27 protein-coding genes are annotated in these 14,248 nt (G+C 68.1%); all 27 read left to right on the top strand.

From position 1 onward, the window contains the following. Positions 1-12: 12 nt before the first annotated feature. The 27 genes from rplC to rpmJ all read left to right on the top strand — a co-directional run bounded on the left by rplC (position 13) and on the right by rpmJ (position 14,139). Entirely contained in the window at positions 13-672 is a 660-nt protein-coding gene (gene rplC / locus BU204_RS16600; protein ID WP_075126583.1) for a 50S ribosomal protein L3, read from the top strand. After that, positions 669-1,421: a 50S ribosomal protein L4 gene (gene rplD, locus BU204_RS16595; protein ID WP_075126582.1), complete on the top strand. Its 753-nt coding sequence runs from the start codon at positions 669-671 to the stop codon at positions 1,419-1,421. The genes rplC and rplD overlap by 4 nt, the downstream gene beginning before the upstream one ends. Next, complete coding sequence (gene rplW / locus BU204_RS16590) at positions 1,418-1,714, top strand: 50S ribosomal protein L23 (protein WP_075126581.1); 297 nt, start codon at positions 1,418-1,420, stop codon at positions 1,712-1,714. The genes rplD and rplW overlap by 4 nt, the downstream gene beginning before the upstream one ends. A 34-nt stretch (positions 1,715-1,748) precedes the next feature. Then, the gene (rplB, locus tag BU204_RS16585; RefSeq protein WP_075126580.1) at positions 1,749-2,585 is read left to right on the top strand and encodes a 50S ribosomal protein L2; all 837 of its coding nucleotides are present in this window, start codon (positions 1,749-1,751) and stop codon (positions 2,583-2,585) included. Between the two features lie 19 nt (positions 2,586-2,604). Beyond that, positions 2,605-2,886 (top strand): 30S ribosomal protein S19, encoded by a 282-nt coding sequence (gene rpsS / locus BU204_RS16580; protein ID WP_075126579.1) that lies wholly within the window; start codon positions 2,605-2,607, stop codon positions 2,884-2,886. Between the two features lie 16 nt (positions 2,887-2,902). Next, positions 2,903-3,349 (top strand): 50S ribosomal protein L22, encoded by a 447-nt coding sequence (rplV, locus tag BU204_RS16575; protein WP_075126578.1) that lies wholly within the window; start codon positions 2,903-2,905, stop codon positions 3,347-3,349. Further along, positions 3,349-4,209, top strand: coding sequence for a 30S ribosomal protein S3 (gene rpsC, locus BU204_RS16570; RefSeq protein ID WP_075126577.1), 861 nt, complete (start codon positions 3,349-3,351; stop codon positions 4,207-4,209). Before rplV ends, rpsC begins: the two co-directional genes overlap by 1 nt. A gap of 3 nt (positions 4,210-4,212) precedes the next feature. After that, positions 4,213-4,632, top strand: a complete 420-nt coding sequence (gene rplP / locus BU204_RS16565) for a 50S ribosomal protein L16 (RefSeq protein WP_075126576.1) — start codon at positions 4,213-4,215, stop codon at positions 4,630-4,632. Continuing rightward, complete coding sequence (rpmC, locus tag BU204_RS16560) at positions 4,632-4,880, top strand: 50S ribosomal protein L29 (RefSeq protein ID WP_075126575.1); 249 nt, start codon at positions 4,632-4,634, stop codon at positions 4,878-4,880. The genes rplP and rpmC overlap by 1 nt, the downstream gene beginning before the upstream one ends. Further along, complete coding sequence (gene rpsQ / locus BU204_RS16555; RefSeq protein ID WP_075126574.1) at positions 4,877-5,182, top strand: 30S ribosomal protein S17; 306 nt, start codon at positions 4,877-4,879, stop codon at positions 5,180-5,182. The genes rpmC and rpsQ overlap by 4 nt, the downstream gene beginning before the upstream one ends. Further along, complete coding sequence (gene rplN / locus BU204_RS16550) at positions 5,179-5,547, top strand: 50S ribosomal protein L14 (RefSeq protein ID WP_075126573.1); 369 nt, start codon at positions 5,179-5,181, stop codon at positions 5,545-5,547. The genes rpsQ and rplN overlap by 4 nt, the downstream gene beginning before the upstream one ends. Before the next feature lies 1 nt (position 5,548). Further along, positions 5,549-5,863: a 50S ribosomal protein L24 gene (gene rplX, locus BU204_RS16545; protein ID WP_075126572.1), complete on the top strand. Its 315-nt coding sequence runs from the start codon at positions 5,549-5,551 to the stop codon at positions 5,861-5,863. Further along, positions 5,863-6,429, top strand: a complete 567-nt coding sequence (rplE, locus tag BU204_RS16540; protein WP_075126571.1) for a 50S ribosomal protein L5 — start codon at positions 5,863-5,865, stop codon at positions 6,427-6,429. The genes rplX and rplE overlap by 1 nt, the downstream gene beginning before the upstream one ends. Before the next feature lie 4 nt (positions 6,430-6,433). Next, complete coding sequence (locus BU204_RS16535) at positions 6,434-6,619, top strand: type Z 30S ribosomal protein S14 (protein ID WP_075126570.1); 186 nt, start codon at positions 6,434-6,436, stop codon at positions 6,617-6,619. 66 nt (positions 6,620-6,685) lie between these two features. After that, positions 6,686-7,084: a 30S ribosomal protein S8 gene (gene rpsH, locus BU204_RS16530; protein WP_075126569.1), complete on the top strand. Its 399-nt coding sequence runs from the start codon at positions 6,686-6,688 to the stop codon at positions 7,082-7,084. 16 nt (positions 7,085-7,100) lie between these two features. After that, positions 7,101-7,640: a 50S ribosomal protein L6 gene (rplF, locus tag BU204_RS16525; protein ID WP_075126568.1), complete on the top strand. Its 540-nt coding sequence runs from the start codon at positions 7,101-7,103 to the stop codon at positions 7,638-7,640. Between the two features lies 1 nt (position 7,641). Beyond that, on the top strand, positions 7,642-8,043 hold the full coding sequence (gene rplR / locus BU204_RS16520) for a 50S ribosomal protein L18 (protein ID WP_075126567.1): 402 nt from the start codon (positions 7,642-7,644) through the stop codon (positions 8,041-8,043). A 37-nt stretch (positions 8,044-8,080) separates the two neighbouring features. After that, complete coding sequence (gene rpsE, locus BU204_RS16515) at positions 8,081-8,725, top strand: 30S ribosomal protein S5 (protein WP_075126566.1); 645 nt, start codon at positions 8,081-8,083, stop codon at positions 8,723-8,725. Between the two features lie 7 nt (positions 8,726-8,732). After that, complete coding sequence (rpmD, locus tag BU204_RS16510) at positions 8,733-8,918, top strand: 50S ribosomal protein L30 (protein WP_075126565.1); 186 nt, start codon at positions 8,733-8,735, stop codon at positions 8,916-8,918. Continuing rightward, a complete protein-coding gene (rplO, locus tag BU204_RS16505) occupies positions 8,915-9,364 on the top strand; it encodes a 50S ribosomal protein L15 (RefSeq protein ID WP_143229539.1) in 450 nt (149 codons plus the stop codon). Before rpmD ends, rplO begins: the two co-directional genes overlap by 4 nt. Positions 9,365-9,642: 278 nt before the next feature. Continuing rightward, positions 9,643-10,944, top strand: a complete 1,302-nt coding sequence (gene secY / locus BU204_RS16500) for a preprotein translocase subunit SecY (protein WP_075126563.1) — start codon at positions 9,643-9,645, stop codon at positions 10,942-10,944. Beyond that, positions 10,941-11,495, top strand: a complete 555-nt coding sequence (locus BU204_RS16495; RefSeq protein WP_075126562.1) for an adenylate kinase — start codon at positions 10,941-10,943, stop codon at positions 11,493-11,495. Before secY ends, BU204_RS16495 begins: the two co-directional genes overlap by 4 nt. Positions 11,496-11,551: 56 nt before the next feature. Further along, positions 11,552-12,319: a type I methionyl aminopeptidase gene (gene map / locus BU204_RS16490; RefSeq protein WP_075126561.1), complete on the top strand. Its 768-nt coding sequence runs from the start codon at positions 11,552-11,554 to the stop codon at positions 12,317-12,319. A 119-nt stretch (positions 12,320-12,438) separates the two neighbouring features. Further along, the gene (locus tag BU204_RS16485) at positions 12,439-13,269 is read left to right on the top strand and encodes a helix-turn-helix domain-containing protein (protein WP_158073471.1); all 831 of its coding nucleotides are present in this window, start codon (positions 12,439-12,441) and stop codon (positions 13,267-13,269) included. Beyond that, entirely contained in the window at positions 13,226-13,399 is a 174-nt protein-coding gene (locus BU204_RS16480) for a DUF397 domain-containing protein (protein WP_075126559.1), read from the top strand. The genes BU204_RS16485 and BU204_RS16480 overlap by 44 nt, the downstream gene beginning before the upstream one ends. Positions 13,400-13,781: 382 nt before the next feature. Then, on the top strand, positions 13,782-14,003 hold the full coding sequence (gene infA, locus BU204_RS16475) for a translation initiation factor IF-1 (RefSeq protein WP_005166804.1): 222 nt from the start codon (positions 13,782-13,784) through the stop codon (positions 14,001-14,003). A 22-nt stretch (positions 14,004-14,025) separates the two neighbouring features. Further along, entirely contained in the window at positions 14,026-14,139 is a 114-nt protein-coding gene (gene rpmJ, locus BU204_RS16470; RefSeq protein WP_010148647.1) for a 50S ribosomal protein L36, read from the top strand. Positions 14,140-14,248: the final 109 nt, after the last annotated feature.

Raw genomic sequence — 14,248 nt, 5'->3', positions numbered from 1 at the left:
GCCTGAGCACCAATGTCTGACCGGCAGATGAAAGGGATCCTGGGCACCAAGCTCGGGATGACCCAGGTCTTCGACGAGAACAACCGGATCGTCCCGGTGACCGTCGTCAAGGCCGGCCCGAACGTGGTCACCCAGATCCGTACCCAGGACAACGACGGCTACGCCGCGGTGCAGCTCGCCTTCGGTGCGATCGCCCCGCGCAAGGTGAACAAGCCGGCTCGTGGCCACTTCGACAAGGCCGGCGTGACCCCGCGTCGCTTCCTCGCCGAGCTGCGCACGACCGACGCCGACGCCTACGAGCTCGGCCAGGAGATCACCGCCGAGGTGTTCGAGGCCGGCGCCGTGGTCGACGCCACCGGCACCAGCAAGGGCAAGGGCACCGCCGGTGTGATGAAGCGCCACGGCTTCAAGGGCCTCGGCGCCTCCCACGGCACCCAGCGCAAGCACCGCTCGCCCGGCTCGATCGGTGGCTGCGCCACCCCGGCCCGCGTGTTCAAGGGCCTGCGCATGGCCGGCCGGACCGGCCACGTCCGGGTCACCACCCAGAACCTCACGGTGCACCGGGTGGACGCCGAGGACGGCCTGATCCTGGTGAAGGGCGCGATCCCCGGCCCCAAGGGCGGCGTGGTGTTCCTCAGGACCGCCGCCAAGCGTGAGGGTGATGCCAAGTGACCACCGTTGAGGTGAGGACCCCGGCCGGCAAGACCGACGGCACCGTCGAGCTGCCCGCCGAGATCTTCGACGTGCAGGCCAACGTCGCACTGATGCACCAGGTCGTGGTGGCCCAGCTGGCCGCCGCCCGGCAGGGCACGCACGACACCAAGACCCGCGGCGAGGTCCGTGGCGGTGGCAAGAAGCCGTACCGGCAGAAGGGCACCGGCCGCGCCCGTCAGGGCTCGACCCGCGCCCCGCAGTTCGCCGGCGGCGGCACCGTGCACGGCCCCACCCCGCGCGACTACACCCAGCGCACCCCCAAGAAGATGAAGGCGGCCGCCCTGCGCGGTGCCCTCTCCGACCGGGCCCGCGCCGGCCAGGTGCACGTGGTCAGCGACCTGATCGACGGCGACACGCCGTCCACCAAGTCGGCCCGCACCTTCCTGGCCACGGTGAGCGAGGCACGCAACCTGCTGGTGGTGCTGACCCGCGGCGAGGAGATCGGCTTCCGGTCCGTGCGCAACCTTCCGAACGTGCACACGATCTGGCCGGACCAGCTCAACACCTACGACGTGCTGGTCAACGACGACGTGGTGTTCACCCGGAGCGCGCTGGACGCGTTCCTCGCCGGGCCGGCCAGGGGCCGCGCCGTCAAGGCGACCGCCCGCTCCGGCGAGATCGAGGTCGAGGTGGAGGTCGAGGTCGAGGCCATCGAGGTCGAGACCACCGACCAGGCGGACTCGCAGCGTAAGGAGGACGACAAGTGATCCCCGACCACCGCGACGTCCTGCTCGCGCCGGTGATCTCCGAGAAGTCCTACGGGCTGCTCGAGGAGAACAAGTACACGTTCGTCGTCGCCCCGAACGCCAACAAGACCCAGATCAAGATCGCGGTCGAGAAGGTGTTCGGCGTCCAGGTGGTGAGCGTGAACACGCTGAACCGGCAGGGCAAGCGCAAGCGGACCCGCACCGGGTACGGCAAGCGCAAGGACACCAAGCGAGCGATCGTGACCCTCTCCGCCGAGAGCAAGCCGATCGAGATCTTCGGCGGACCGGCCTGAGCCGGCGAGTAGAGACCCAGAGGACTGCGTAGAGATGGGCATTCGCAAGTACAAGCCGACGACGCCGGGGCGTCGTGGCTCGAGCGTCTCCGACTTCGCCGAGATCACCCGGACGACGCCGGAGAAGTCGCTGGTGCGCCCGCTGCATGGGCGTGGCGGCCGGAACGTGCACGGCAAGATCACCACCCGGCACAAGGGTGGCGGGCACAAGCGGGCCTACCGGCTGATCGACTTCCGCCGCCACGACAAGGACGGCGTGCCGGCCAAGGTCGCGCACATCGAGTACGACCCGAACCGGAGCGCGCGGATCGCGCTGCTGCACTACGCCGACGGCGAGAAGCGCTACATCATCGCCCCGGACAAGCTGCGCCAGGGCGACCGGATCGAGAACGGCCCGGGCGCGGACATCAAGCCGGGCAACGCGCTGCCGCTGCGCAACATCCCGGTCGGCACCGTGGTGCACGCGATCGAGCTGCGGCCGGGCGGCGGCGCCAAGATCGCCCGCTCGGCCGGTGCCCGCGTGCAGCTCGTCGCCAAGGAGGGCCCCAACGCCCAGCTGCGGATGCCTTCGGGCGAGATCCGCAACGTGGACGTGCGCTGCCGGGCCACCGTCGGCGAGGTCGGCAACTCCGAGCACGGGAACATCAACTGGGGCAAGGCGGGCCGCATGCGGTGGAAGGGCAAGCGCCCCACCGTCCGCGGTGTCGCGATGAACCCGGTGGACCACCCGCACGGTGGTGGTGAGGGCAAGACCTCCGGTGGTCGGCACCCGGTGAACCCGGCCGGCAAGCCGGAGGGCCGCACCCGCCGCAAGGGCAAGCCGAGCGACCGGATGATCGTCCGCCGTCGCCGGACCGGCAAGAAGCGCTAAGAGCAGGAGGGAGTGACAGATGCCTAGGAGTTTGAAGAAGGGCCCGTTCGTCGACGACCACCTGCTCAAGAAGGTGGACGCGCTCAACGAGTCCGGCAAGAAGACCGTGATCAAGACCTGGTCCCGCCGGTCGACGATCATCCCGGACATGCTGGGGCACACGATCGCGGTGCACGACGGCCGCAAGCACGTCCCGGTCTTCATCTCGGAGTCGATGGTCGGGCACAAGCTGGGCGAGTTCGCCCCGACCCGGACCTTCAAGGGCCACGTGAAGGACGACCGCAAGGCGCGTAGGCGCTAGAGATAGGGGATAAGCGATGAACGCCCGCAACGACGCCCTCGCGCAGGAGGAACTCCCGCGCGCGATGGCTCGGGCTCGCTACGTCCGCGCCACGCCGATGAAGGTGCGCCGCGTGGTCGAGCTCATCAAGGGACGCAGCGCCGACGAGGCGCTGAACGTCCTGCGGTATGCGCCGCAGGCCGCCAGCGAGCCCGTGGCGAAGGTGCTCGCCAGCGCCGTGGCCAACGCCGAGAACAACCTCGACCTCGACCCGGAGACCCTCTGGGTCAGCGCGGCGTACGTGGACGAGGGCCCCACGCTCAAGCGGTTCCGCCCGCGGGCGCAGGGCCGTGCGTACCGGATCCGCAAGCGGACCAGCCACATCACCGTCGAGGTGGAGTCGCGGCCGAAGCCGGAGCCGAAGAAGGCGACTGCGAAATCAAAGGCCGGTCGCAAGTCCAGTGCGAAGAGGAGTGCCAGCTAGTGGGTCAGAAGATCAACCCGCACGGCTTCCGGCTCGGGATCACCACTGACTGGAAGTCCCGCTGGTATGCCGACAAGCAGTACGCGGAGTACGTGGGCGAGGACGTCAAGATCCGCCGCCTGCTCTCGAAGGGCATGGAGCGCGCCGGGATCTCGAAGGTGGAGATCGAGCGCACCCGCGACCGCGTCCGGGTCGACATCCACACCGCCCGGCCGGGCATCGTCATCGGCCGCCGCGGCGCGGAGGCCGACCGGATCCGCGGCGAGCTGGAGAAGCTGTCCGGCAAGCAGGTGCAGCTGAACATCCTCGAGGTGAAGAACCCGGAGGCGGACGCCCAGCTGGTGGCCCAGGTCACCGCCGAGCAGCTGTCCAACCGCGTGTCCTTCCGTCGCGCGATGCGCAAGGCCATCCAGTCGGCCATGCGCAGCCCGCAGGTCAAGGGCATCCGGGTGCAGTGCGGCGGACGCCTCGGCGGCGCCGAGATGTCCCGCTCCGAGCACTACCGCGAGGGTCGGGTGCCGCTGCACACGCTGCGTGCCGACATCGACTACGGCTTCTTCGAGGCCCGCACGACCTTCGGCCGGATCGGCGTGAAGGTGTGGATCTACAAGGGTGACGTGGTCGGCGGCCGCCGTGAGGTCGAGGCCCGCTCGCAGGCGCCGCAGGAGCGTGCGCCGCGGCGTGAGCGTCCGACGAGGGCGCGCCGTTCCGGCTCCTCCGGCACCACCGCGACCAGCACCGAGGCCGGCCGCGCCGCGGCCGAGGCCGGCAGCGCCGAGGCCACCGAGCCGGTCGCGCAGGGCCCGTCGGCCAACGGCTCCGGCGAGGCCCCAGGTTCCAACGCAAACGGGGAGGGCTGAGCAGTGCTCATCCCACGCAAGGTCAGGCACCGCAAGCAGCACCACCCCAAGCGCGGTGGTGCTGCCAAGGGCGGCACCAAGGTCACCTTCGGGGACTTCGGGATTCAGGCGCTCACGCCGGCCTACGTGACCAACCGGCAGATCGAGTCCGCTCGTATCGCCATCAACCGGCACATCCGCCGTGGCGGCAAGGTCTGGATCAACATCTTCCCGGACCGGCCGCTGACCAAGAAGCCCGCCGAGACCCGCATGGGTTCCGGCAAGGGCTCGCCTGAGTACTGGATCGCGAACGTCAAGCCGGGCCGGGTCATGTTCGAGCTGAGCTTCCCGAACGAGACCGTGGCACGCGAGGCGCTGACCCGTGCGATCCACAAGCTTCCGATGAAGTGCCGCATCGTCACGCGTGAGGGTGGTGACTTCTGATGGCCGCGGGAACTCAGGCATCCGAGCTGCGCGAGCTCAACGACGAGGAACTGGTGCTGCGCCTGCGGGAGTCCAAGGAGGAGCTGTTCAACCTCCGCTTCCAGATGGCCACCGGACAGATGGACAACAACCGCCGGCTCCGGATGGTCCGGCACGACATCGCCAGGATCTACACCGTGATGCGCGAGCGGGAGCTGGGTCTTTCGGTGTCGCCGGACGAGGATTCCAGTGATGAGGGTGCCGCATGAGCGAGACAACTGAGACCGGCACGACCGGCGCCACGCCGGCCCGGGAGAAGGCGCGTGGTCGCCGCAAGGTCCGCGAGGGCCTGGTCGTGTCCGACAAGATGAACAAGACGATCGTGGTCTCGCTCGAGGACCGCAAGAAGCACCCGCGCTACAGCAAGGTGCTGCGGTCCACGACCAAGGTCAAGGCGCACGACGAGGAGAACTCGGCCGGCGTCGGTGACCGCGTGCTGCTGATGGAGACCCGTCCGCTGTCGGCCACCAAGCGCTGGCGGCTGGTGGAGATCTTGGAGAGGGCAAAGTGATCCAGCAGGAGTCGCGACTGCGCGTCGCCGACAACACGGGTGCGAAGGAGATCCTCTGCATCCGCGTGCTCGGCGGCTCGGCGCGTCGCTACGCGGGCATCGGCGACATCATCGTCGCCACGGTCAAGGATGCGATTCCCGGTGCAGGCGTGAAGAAGGGCGACGTCGTGAAGGCGGTCGTCGTCCGGACCAAGAAGGAGAAGCGCCGGCCGGACGGTTCCTACATCCGGTTCGACGAGAACGCCGCCGTGCTGATCAAGCCGGACAACGAGCCGCGGGGTACCCGCATCTTCGGACCGGTCGGTCGCGAGCTGCGCGACAAGAAGTTCATGAAGATCATCTCGCTGGCTCCGGAGGTGCTCTGAAATGAAGATCAAGAAGGGTGACACCGTCCTGGTGATCGCCGGCAAGGACAAGGGCGCCAAGGGCAAGGTCATCCAGGCCTACCCGAAGACGGAGCGGGTCCTGGTCGAGGGCGTGAACCGGATCAAGAAGCACACCCGGATCAGCCAGACCCAGCGCGGTGCGCAGACCGGCGGGATCGTCACCCAGGAGGCGTCGATCCACGTCAGCAACGTGATGCTGGTCGACTCGGACGGCAAGCCGACCCGCGTCGGCTACACGTTCGACGACGAGGGCCGGAAGGTGCGGATCTCGCGCCGGACCGGCAAGGAGATCTGATGACCACCACCGAGGAGAGGACCGTGCCGCGGCTCAAGACGCGGTACCGCGAGGAGATCGCCGCCGGGCTGCAGGAGGAGTTCTCCTACGGCAACCCGATGCAGATCCCGCGGGTGGTCAAGGCCGTGGTGAACATGGGTGTCGGCGATGCCGCCCGCGACGGCAAGCTCATCGAGGGCGCCGTCCGCGACCTGTCGCTGATCACCGGGCAGCGCCCGCAGGTGCGCCGGGCACGCAAGTCGATCGCGCAGTTCAAGCTGCGCGAGGGCATGCCGATCGGCGCCAAGGTGACCCTGCGCGGCGACCGGATGTGGGAGTTCCTCGACCGGCTGCTGACGATCGCGCTGCCCCGTATCCGGGACTTCCGCGGTCTGTCGCCCAAGCAGTTCGACGGCAACGGCAACTACACCTTCGGGCTCAACGAGCAGTCGATGTTCCACGAGATCAACCCCGACTCGATCGACCGTCAGCGGGGGATGGACATCACGATCGTCACCTCCGCGATCAACGACGAGGAAGGCCGGGCGCTGCTGCGGCGGCTGGGCTTCCCGTTCAGGGAGAACTGAGCGAATGGCCAAGAAAGCCCTGGTCCACAAGGCCGCGCAGAAGCCGAAGTTCAAGGTCCGCGGGTACACCCGGTGCCAGCGGTGCGGCCGGCCCCGCGCGGTGTTCCGCAAGTTCGGCCTCTGCCGGGTGTGCCTGCGCGAGATGGCACACCGCGGCGAGCTGCCCGGCGTGAACAAGTCCAGCTGGTAAAGGAATCGCCACAGGCCCGCCCACTCCAGGACTGGGAACCATGGCGAGAAAGGTTGACAGGTCACCATGACGATGACCGACCCGATCGCAGACTTCTTGACGCGTCTGCGCAACGCGAACTCGGCGTACCACGACGAGGTCGTTCTGCCCCACTCCAAGCTCAAGGCGAACATCGCCGAGATCCTGCAGCGCGAGGGCTACATCTCCGGCTACCGCAGCGAGGACGGCGAGAAGGGCCTGAACCTTGTGGTGGAGCTGAAGTACGGCCCCAACCGCGAGCGGAGCATCGCGGGCCTGCGCCGGGTCTCCAAGCCGGGTCTGCGGGTGTACGCGAAGTCGACCAGTCTGCCGAAGGTTCTGGGCGGCCTGGGCGTGGCGATCATTTCCACGTCCGCGGGTCTGCTCACCGACCGCCAGGCGGGCAAGCAGCGGATGGGCGGGGAAGTCCTCGCCTACGTCTGGTGACGGGAGGAAGCACGACATGTCTCGCATCGGAAAGCTGCCGATCCCGGTCCCGTCCGGCGTCGAGGTGAAGATCGAGGGCCAGGAGATCAGCGTGAAGGGCCCGAAGGGCACCCTGGCGCACACGATCGCCGAGCCGATCACTGTCGAGCGCGCCGAGGACGGCACGCTCGAGGTCCGGCGCCCGGACGACGAGCGCCGCAACCGCGCGCTGCACGGCCTGACCCGTTCGCTGGTGGCCAACCTCGTGACCGGCGTGACCGACGGCTACGAGAAGAAGCTCGAGATCCACGGCGTCGGCTACCGCGTGCTGATGAAGGGCTCGGACCTGGAGTTCTCGCTTGGCTTCAGCCACCCGGTCAAGGTCGCCCCGCCGGAGGGCATCACGTTCGCGGTCGAGGGCCCGACCAGGTTCTCCGTCCAGGGAATCGACAAGCAGCGCGTCGGTGAGGTCGCCGCCAACATCCGCAAGCTGCGCAAGCCCGACCCGTACAAGGGCAAGGGCGTGCGGTACGCGGGCGAGAAGATCCGCCGCAAGGTCGGAAAGACGGGTAAGTGACATGAGCGAAGCGACTGCGACGAAGCGGAAGCCCGTCGGCAAGGACATCTCCACCCGGCGTCGGGTCTCCAAGGCGCGCCGGCACTTCCGGGTCCGCAAGAAGGTCAGCGGTACCCCGGAGCGGCCCCGGCTCGTCGTGACCAAGTCCTCCCGCCACATGGTCGCCCAGCTGGTCGACGACCTGGCCGGTCGCACGCTGGCCTCGGCGTCCACCCTGGAGGCGGACGTGCGGGCGATGGACGGCGACAAGAAGGCCCGCGCGGCGCGGGTCGGCGCGCTGGTGGCCGACCGGGCCAAGAGCGCGGGCGTCACGAAGGTCGTGTTCGACCGCGGTGGCAACAACTACCACGGTCGGATCGCGGCTCTCGCCGACGCCGCCCGCGAGGCTGGGCTGGAGTTCTGAGACACATGAAGACGCACAACACGGGAAGGATCGCCTGATGCCGGGACGTACGCGGCAGTTCGGCGGCGGTCAGGGCGGTCAGCAGGGCGGTGACCGCGACCGCGGTGACCGCCGGGACCGCAGGGACCGGCGCGACGGTGGCCGTGGCGGGGCGGCCCAGGACAAGACCCCGCACATCGAGCGCGTGGTGGCCATCAACCGGGTCGCCAAGGTCGTGAAGGGTGGTCGTCGGTTCAGCTTCACCGCGCTGGTCGTGGTGGGTGACGGCGACGGCATGGTCGGTGTCGGCTACGGCAAGGCGAAGGAGGTGCCGGCCGCGATCGCCAAGGGCGTGGAGGAGGCCAAGAAGAACTTCTTCAAGGTCCCGCGGATCGCCGGCACCATCCCGCACCCGATCCAGGGTGAGCGTGCCGCCGGTGTCGTGCTCCTGCGTCCGGCGAGCGCCGGTACCGGTGTCATCGCCGGCGGCCCCGTGCGTGCCGTGCTGGAGTGCGCGGGTGTGCACGACGTGCTGTCCAAGTCGCTCGGCAGCGACAACGCGATCAACATCGTGCACGCCACCGTGGCGGCGCTCAAGGGTCTGCAGCGTCCGGAGGAGGTCGCGGCCCGCCGCGGCCTGCCGCTGGAGGATGTGGCCCCCGCCGGCATGCTGCGTGCCCGAGTCGCTGGTCAGGGAGTGTGATTGCGCCATGGCACAGCTCAAGGTGACGCAGGTCCGCAGCACGATCGGGACCAAGCGCAACCACCGTGAGTCGCTGCGGACGCTGGGCCTGCGCGGTATCCGCCAGACCACCGTGCGGGAGGACACCCCGCAGGTCCGCGGCCTGATCCACACGGTTCGCCACCTGGTGACGGTCGAGGAGGTCGACGCCTGATGACGATCAAGATCCACCACCTGCGGCCGGCTCCGGGCGCCAAGACCGAGAAGACCCGCGTCGGTCGCGGTCACGGCTCCGGCAAGGGCAAGACCGCTGGTCGCGGTACCAAGGGCACCAAGGCACGCAAGAACGTGCCGGCGGCGTTCGAGGGCGGCCAGATGCCCATCCACATGCGCCTGCCCAAGCTGCGGGGCTTCAAGAACCGGTTCCGCACCGAGTACCAGCCGGTGAACCTGGGCGACATCGCCCGGGTGTTCCCGGAGGGTGGCTCGGTGGGCGTCGAGGAGCTCGTCGGGCGTGGGCTGGTCCGCAAGAACCAGCTCGTCAAGGTCCTCGGAGACGGCGACCTGGAGGGCGTGAAGCTGGACGTCACGGCGCACGCCTTCTCGAAGAGCGCGAGCGAGAAACTCAGCGCGGCCGGCGGTTCCGCCACCACGCTGTAGCACCTTCGCCACTCGTTCGGCCCCCGGATCACCCACTCCGGGGGCCGAATGCGTTCGCATCACCCGACTGGTTGCACGGGGTGCCAGCGGAAAGGTGCGAGGGGGTGCAAGGGCACCACGCCCTACTGTTAGAGTCGTTGACACGCTTCGGGAGGTCTGCCCCCCGACGCGGCACTGGCTTGCCGGTACGCCGGTTACCAGATTTACGTCCCGGCCGGGGTAACAGCCGGCAAAGTCGATCATCGGCAGGATGCCGGTGACGCCGAGGAGGTCCTTGCGTGCTCAGCGCCTTCCGCTCGGCTCTCGCGACGCCGGACCTGCGCCGCAAGATCCTTTTCACCCTCCTGATCATTGCGGTCTACCGGGTCGGCGCGATGCTGCCGTCGCCAGGGGTTTCCTACCCGAACATCCAGAAGTGCATCGAGGATGTCGACGACCAGAGCATCTACCAGCTGCTGAACCTGTTCAGCGGCGGCGCGCTGCTCCAGCTGTCGGTGTTCGCGCTGGGGATCATGCCGTACATCACTGCGAGCATCATCATCCAGCTGCTGCGCGTGGTCATCCCGCGCTTCGAGCAACTGCACAAGGAAGGCCAGTCCGGCCAGGCCAAGCTGACGCAGTACACCCGCTACCTGACCATCGGCCTGGCGATCCTGCAGGCCACCGGCATCGTGGCGATGGCCGACCGCGGCCAGCTGTTCGGTGAGTGCGACGAACCGATCATCCCGCAGAGCACCACGTTCAACCTGGCGATGATCGTCATCACGATGACCGCGGGCACCGCGCTGATCATGTGGTTCGGTGAGCTCATCACCGAGCGCGGGATCGGCAACGGCATGTCGCTGCTGATGTTCGTCAACATCGCGGCCCGCATCCCGGCCGAGGGCGGCAACATCCTGGGCAACGCCGGCGGCCTCGTGTTCGCCATCGTCTGCGTGTTCGGCCTGCTGATCATCGTCGGCGTCGTGTTCCTCGAGCAGGGCCAGCGCCGCATCCCGGTGCAGTACGCCAAGCGGATGGTCGGTCGCCGTATGTACGGCGGGACCTCGACCTACCTGCCGATGAAGGTCAACCAGGCCGGCGTCATCCCGATCATCTTCGCGTCGTCGCTGCTGTACCTGCCGGACCTGATCACCAGGCTCGCCGGCGACACGAACAGCTGGTGGTCCCGGTTCGTGGCCGACCACCTGACCAGCCAGTCGGACTGGGTCCACATCCTGACCTACTTCGCGCTGATCATCTTCTTCACCTACTTCTACATCAGCATCCAGTTCAACCCGAACGAGCGTGCTGACGACATGAAGAAGTACGGCGGCTTCATCCCGGGCATCCGCCCGGGCCGGCCGACCGCCGAGTACCTCAGCTTCGTGCTGAGCCGCATCACCCTGCCCGGGTCGATCTACCTCGGCATCATCGCTGTGCTGCCGAACTTCTTCCTGGACATCACCGGGGACGGTCAGAACCAGAACTTCCCGTTCGGTGGAACCGCCGTACTGATCATGGTTGGCGTCGGTCTCGACACCGTGAAGCAGATCGAGAGCCAGCTCATGCAGCGCAACTACGAAGGGTTCCTCAAGTGACGCGTCTTCTCCTCGTTGGTCCGCCGGGTGCGGGCAAGGGCACCCAGGCGGGCGTGCTGAGCGAGAAGCTGGCGATCCCGCACATCTCGACCGGGGAGTTGTTCCGCGCTCACATCAACGACCAGACCGACCTGGGGCGCAGCGTCAAGCAGTTCCTCGACTCCGGCCAGCTCGTGCCGGACGAGGTGACCAACCAGCTGGTGATCGAGCGGCTGGGTGAGCCGGACACCGACGGGGGCTTCCTGCTCGACGGGTTCCCCCGCAACATCGGCCAGGCCGACGTGCTGGGCAAGTACCTCGCCGAGGTGGACCGCCAGCTGGACGCGGTGGTCCAGCTGGAGGTCGACGAGGAGGTCGTGGTCTCGCGACTGCTCTCCCGGGGCCGGGCGGACGACAACGAGGAGGTCATCCGCCGCCGGCAGAGTGTCTACCGGTCAGAGACCGCCCCGCTGCTCGAGTACTACCGCGACATCCTGGTGAAGGTCGACGGAGTCGGCGAGGTCGGGGTGATCACCGATCGCGTGCTGAACGCCCTGCGCGATCGGACGTGACACACGGTGGTCTGCTTGGGGGTCTACGGCTGTCCATCCAGTCGTGGCGGGGTCGGATGATCGAGCTCAAGGCCCCTGCGGAGCTCGAAGCCATGCGAGCCGCCGGCCTGGTGGTGGCGAAGGCGTTGTCGGCGATGACCGCGGCGGTGCGGCCGGGCGTGAGCACGGCCGAGCTGGACGAGATAGCCGAGCAGACCATCCGCGACGCCGGAGCGGTGCCGAGTTTCAAGGGCTACCGCGGTTTCCCCGCGAGCATCTGCGCTTCGGTCAACGAGCAGATCGTGCACGGCATCCCGTCGCCCACCCAGGTCCTGGCCGACGGCGACCTGATCTCGATCGACTGCGGCGCCATCCTCGACGGCTGGCACGGCGACTCGGCCGTGACGGTCCCGGTCGGCACCCAGTCCGCCACCGACCGCGCCCTGTCGGAGGCCACCCGCGCGGCGATGCTCGCCGGTATCGAGGCCGTTCGCCCAGACGGTCGCCTGACCGACATCTCCCACGCCGTGGAGACCGCCGTGCACAAGGCCGAGCGTGCCGACGGCCGGCGCTACGGCATCATCCGCGAGTACGGCGGCCACGGGATCGGGCGGGCCATGCACATGGAGCCGTTCCTGCCCAACTACGGCAAGCCGGGCAAGGGCCCGCGGCTGCGCGTCGGCATGGCGATAGCCATCGAGCCGATGCTGACGTTAGGCGGCGAGGAGACCGTCGAGCTCGAGGACGGCTGGACGGTAGTCACCGCCGACAGCTCCCGAGCAGCCCACTGGGAGCACACGGTCGCGGTGACCGAGGACGGCCCCTGGGTGCTCACCGCCCCCTGAGTTCGTGCACCCCGTGCAAGCCCTGCCCCAGATGGGGTGGTCTTGGCCAGAGTTCCGGCGGCCGCCCTCGCTGCGGCGCTACCGTCCCCGCCATGGTTCTACGGAGGGTCACCGCGCGAGTGCGCGAGCTGGGTGAGGAACTGCGGAACCACAGACAGGCGGCCGGCCTCTCGGGCCAGCAGCTTGCGGACCGCCTGGGCTGGTCGGCCAGCAAGGTCTCCCGAATCGAGAACGGCATCCTCGGCGTCACCGAGGTCGACCTCGTGCGCTACGTGGCTTACTGCGGGTTGCCCTCGAAAGAGGTGGACCGGCTGCTCGAGCTGCACCGCGAACCGGGCACCTCGGGATACTGGCTGTCCGAACGGTCCAGCGCGCTGATCTTCCATGAGACGACGGCGACCTCATCAACGAGTTACGACCCACTGTTGGTGCCAGGGCTGTTGCAGACCGAGGAGTATGCCGCCGCTCTGATCGGCGACGATCGCCCCGAGTTGGTGCGGCTGCGGATGGAGCGGCAAAGCGTGCTCCGTAACCGGCCATTCGAGTTCTTCGTGCACGAGCAGGCCTTGCGATTGCCGGTGGGCGGCAACCGCGTGATGAACGATCAGCTGCTCAAGCTGGTCCTGGCCAGTGAACACCCGCTGATTGCCATCCGCGTCGTACCAGGAGTGCTTGGAGCCTGCTCAGCGCTCGGCGGCGAGTTCGTGCTGTTCCGATATGAAGGCCACCGACCGCTCGTCTACCTGGATCACGGCGTTCTGGGAGTCTTTCTCGAGCACGAGTCGCACGTGGCGAAATTTTACGAAACTATCGTCGACATCTCCCACCGGGCGCTGAGTTGGGGACAATCGAGGGACATGCTCGCCGCGATGGCGAACAGGTTCGATCGACCGGAGGTTCCTCCCGATGCCTCGCACCTGGCGAAAGAGCAGCTTCAGTTCCGTGCCTGACGGCAACTGTGTGGAGGTGGCACTCGCCCCGGCCGAGGTCGCCCTGCGTGACTCGAAGAACACGACTGGGCCCAGGCTCACCTTCAAGCCTCACGCCTGGCGGACGTTCGTCACGACGGCACGTCGCTGACGCCTGGTCGAGAGGGCTGCGGGTTCGATCCCGCATCGCTGCCGCGCTCGCGGAGAGGGCATGGGGTCCGGCACAATCGAGGGACCTGCTCTCGGTACTGGCTTCCCGGTTCGACCGGTACTGGCCACCCGGTTCGACCGGGCCGGCGGCCGGCAGGCCGCGGAGCAGCCCGTTCGGCGCAGTGGCCGACCCGCGTAGGGTCATCTTCGTCACTGTGGCACGTCGCCGACGCCTGATCGGGTGGCCCGGATTCGGGCGTCCGCGACCAGGCGCGTACACTAGATCGGTGGCGCAGTCATTTGCGCCCGTTCCGCCATGCTTATCACCCGCGAGGGTCATGGGTGGCGGTATGCGTACGACCAGCAAGCGAAACGCGGAGGACATGGGCAAGAAGGACGGGGCCATCGAGGTCGAAGGCCGTGTGGTGGAGCCGCTCCCCAACGCGATGTTCCGGGTCGAGTTGGAGAACGGACACAAGGTCCTCGCACACATCAGCGGCAAGATGCGTCAGCACTACATCCGCATCCTGCCGGAGGACCGAGTGGTCGTGGAGCTGTCGCCCTACGACCTGTCCCGCGGCCGAATCGTCTACCGCTACAAGTAGGTCCAAAGAGAAAGACAGGGACGTGAAGGTCCAGCCGAGCGTCAAGAAGATCTGCGACAAGTGCAAGGTGATCCGCCGTCACGGGCGGGTCATGGTGATCTGCGAGAACCTGCGCCACAAGCAGCGCCAGGGCTGATCACCGCCGCCGATCGCGGCGTACCACAAGAGGCCCTCCCCATACCTGCCGAGCCACACGGGCTCGGTTCGCCCCCGGACCAGGCCGGGGCCCGGACTCACGTCCGGGA

Source organism: Actinophytocola xanthii (assembly GCF_001921205.1).
Taxonomy (GTDB): domain Bacteria; phylum Actinomycetota; class Actinomycetes; order Mycobacteriales; family Pseudonocardiaceae; genus Actinophytocola; species Actinophytocola xanthii.
Note: the sequence above shows the minus strand (reverse complement) of the source record. Positions and strands in the feature narration are given on the sequence as shown.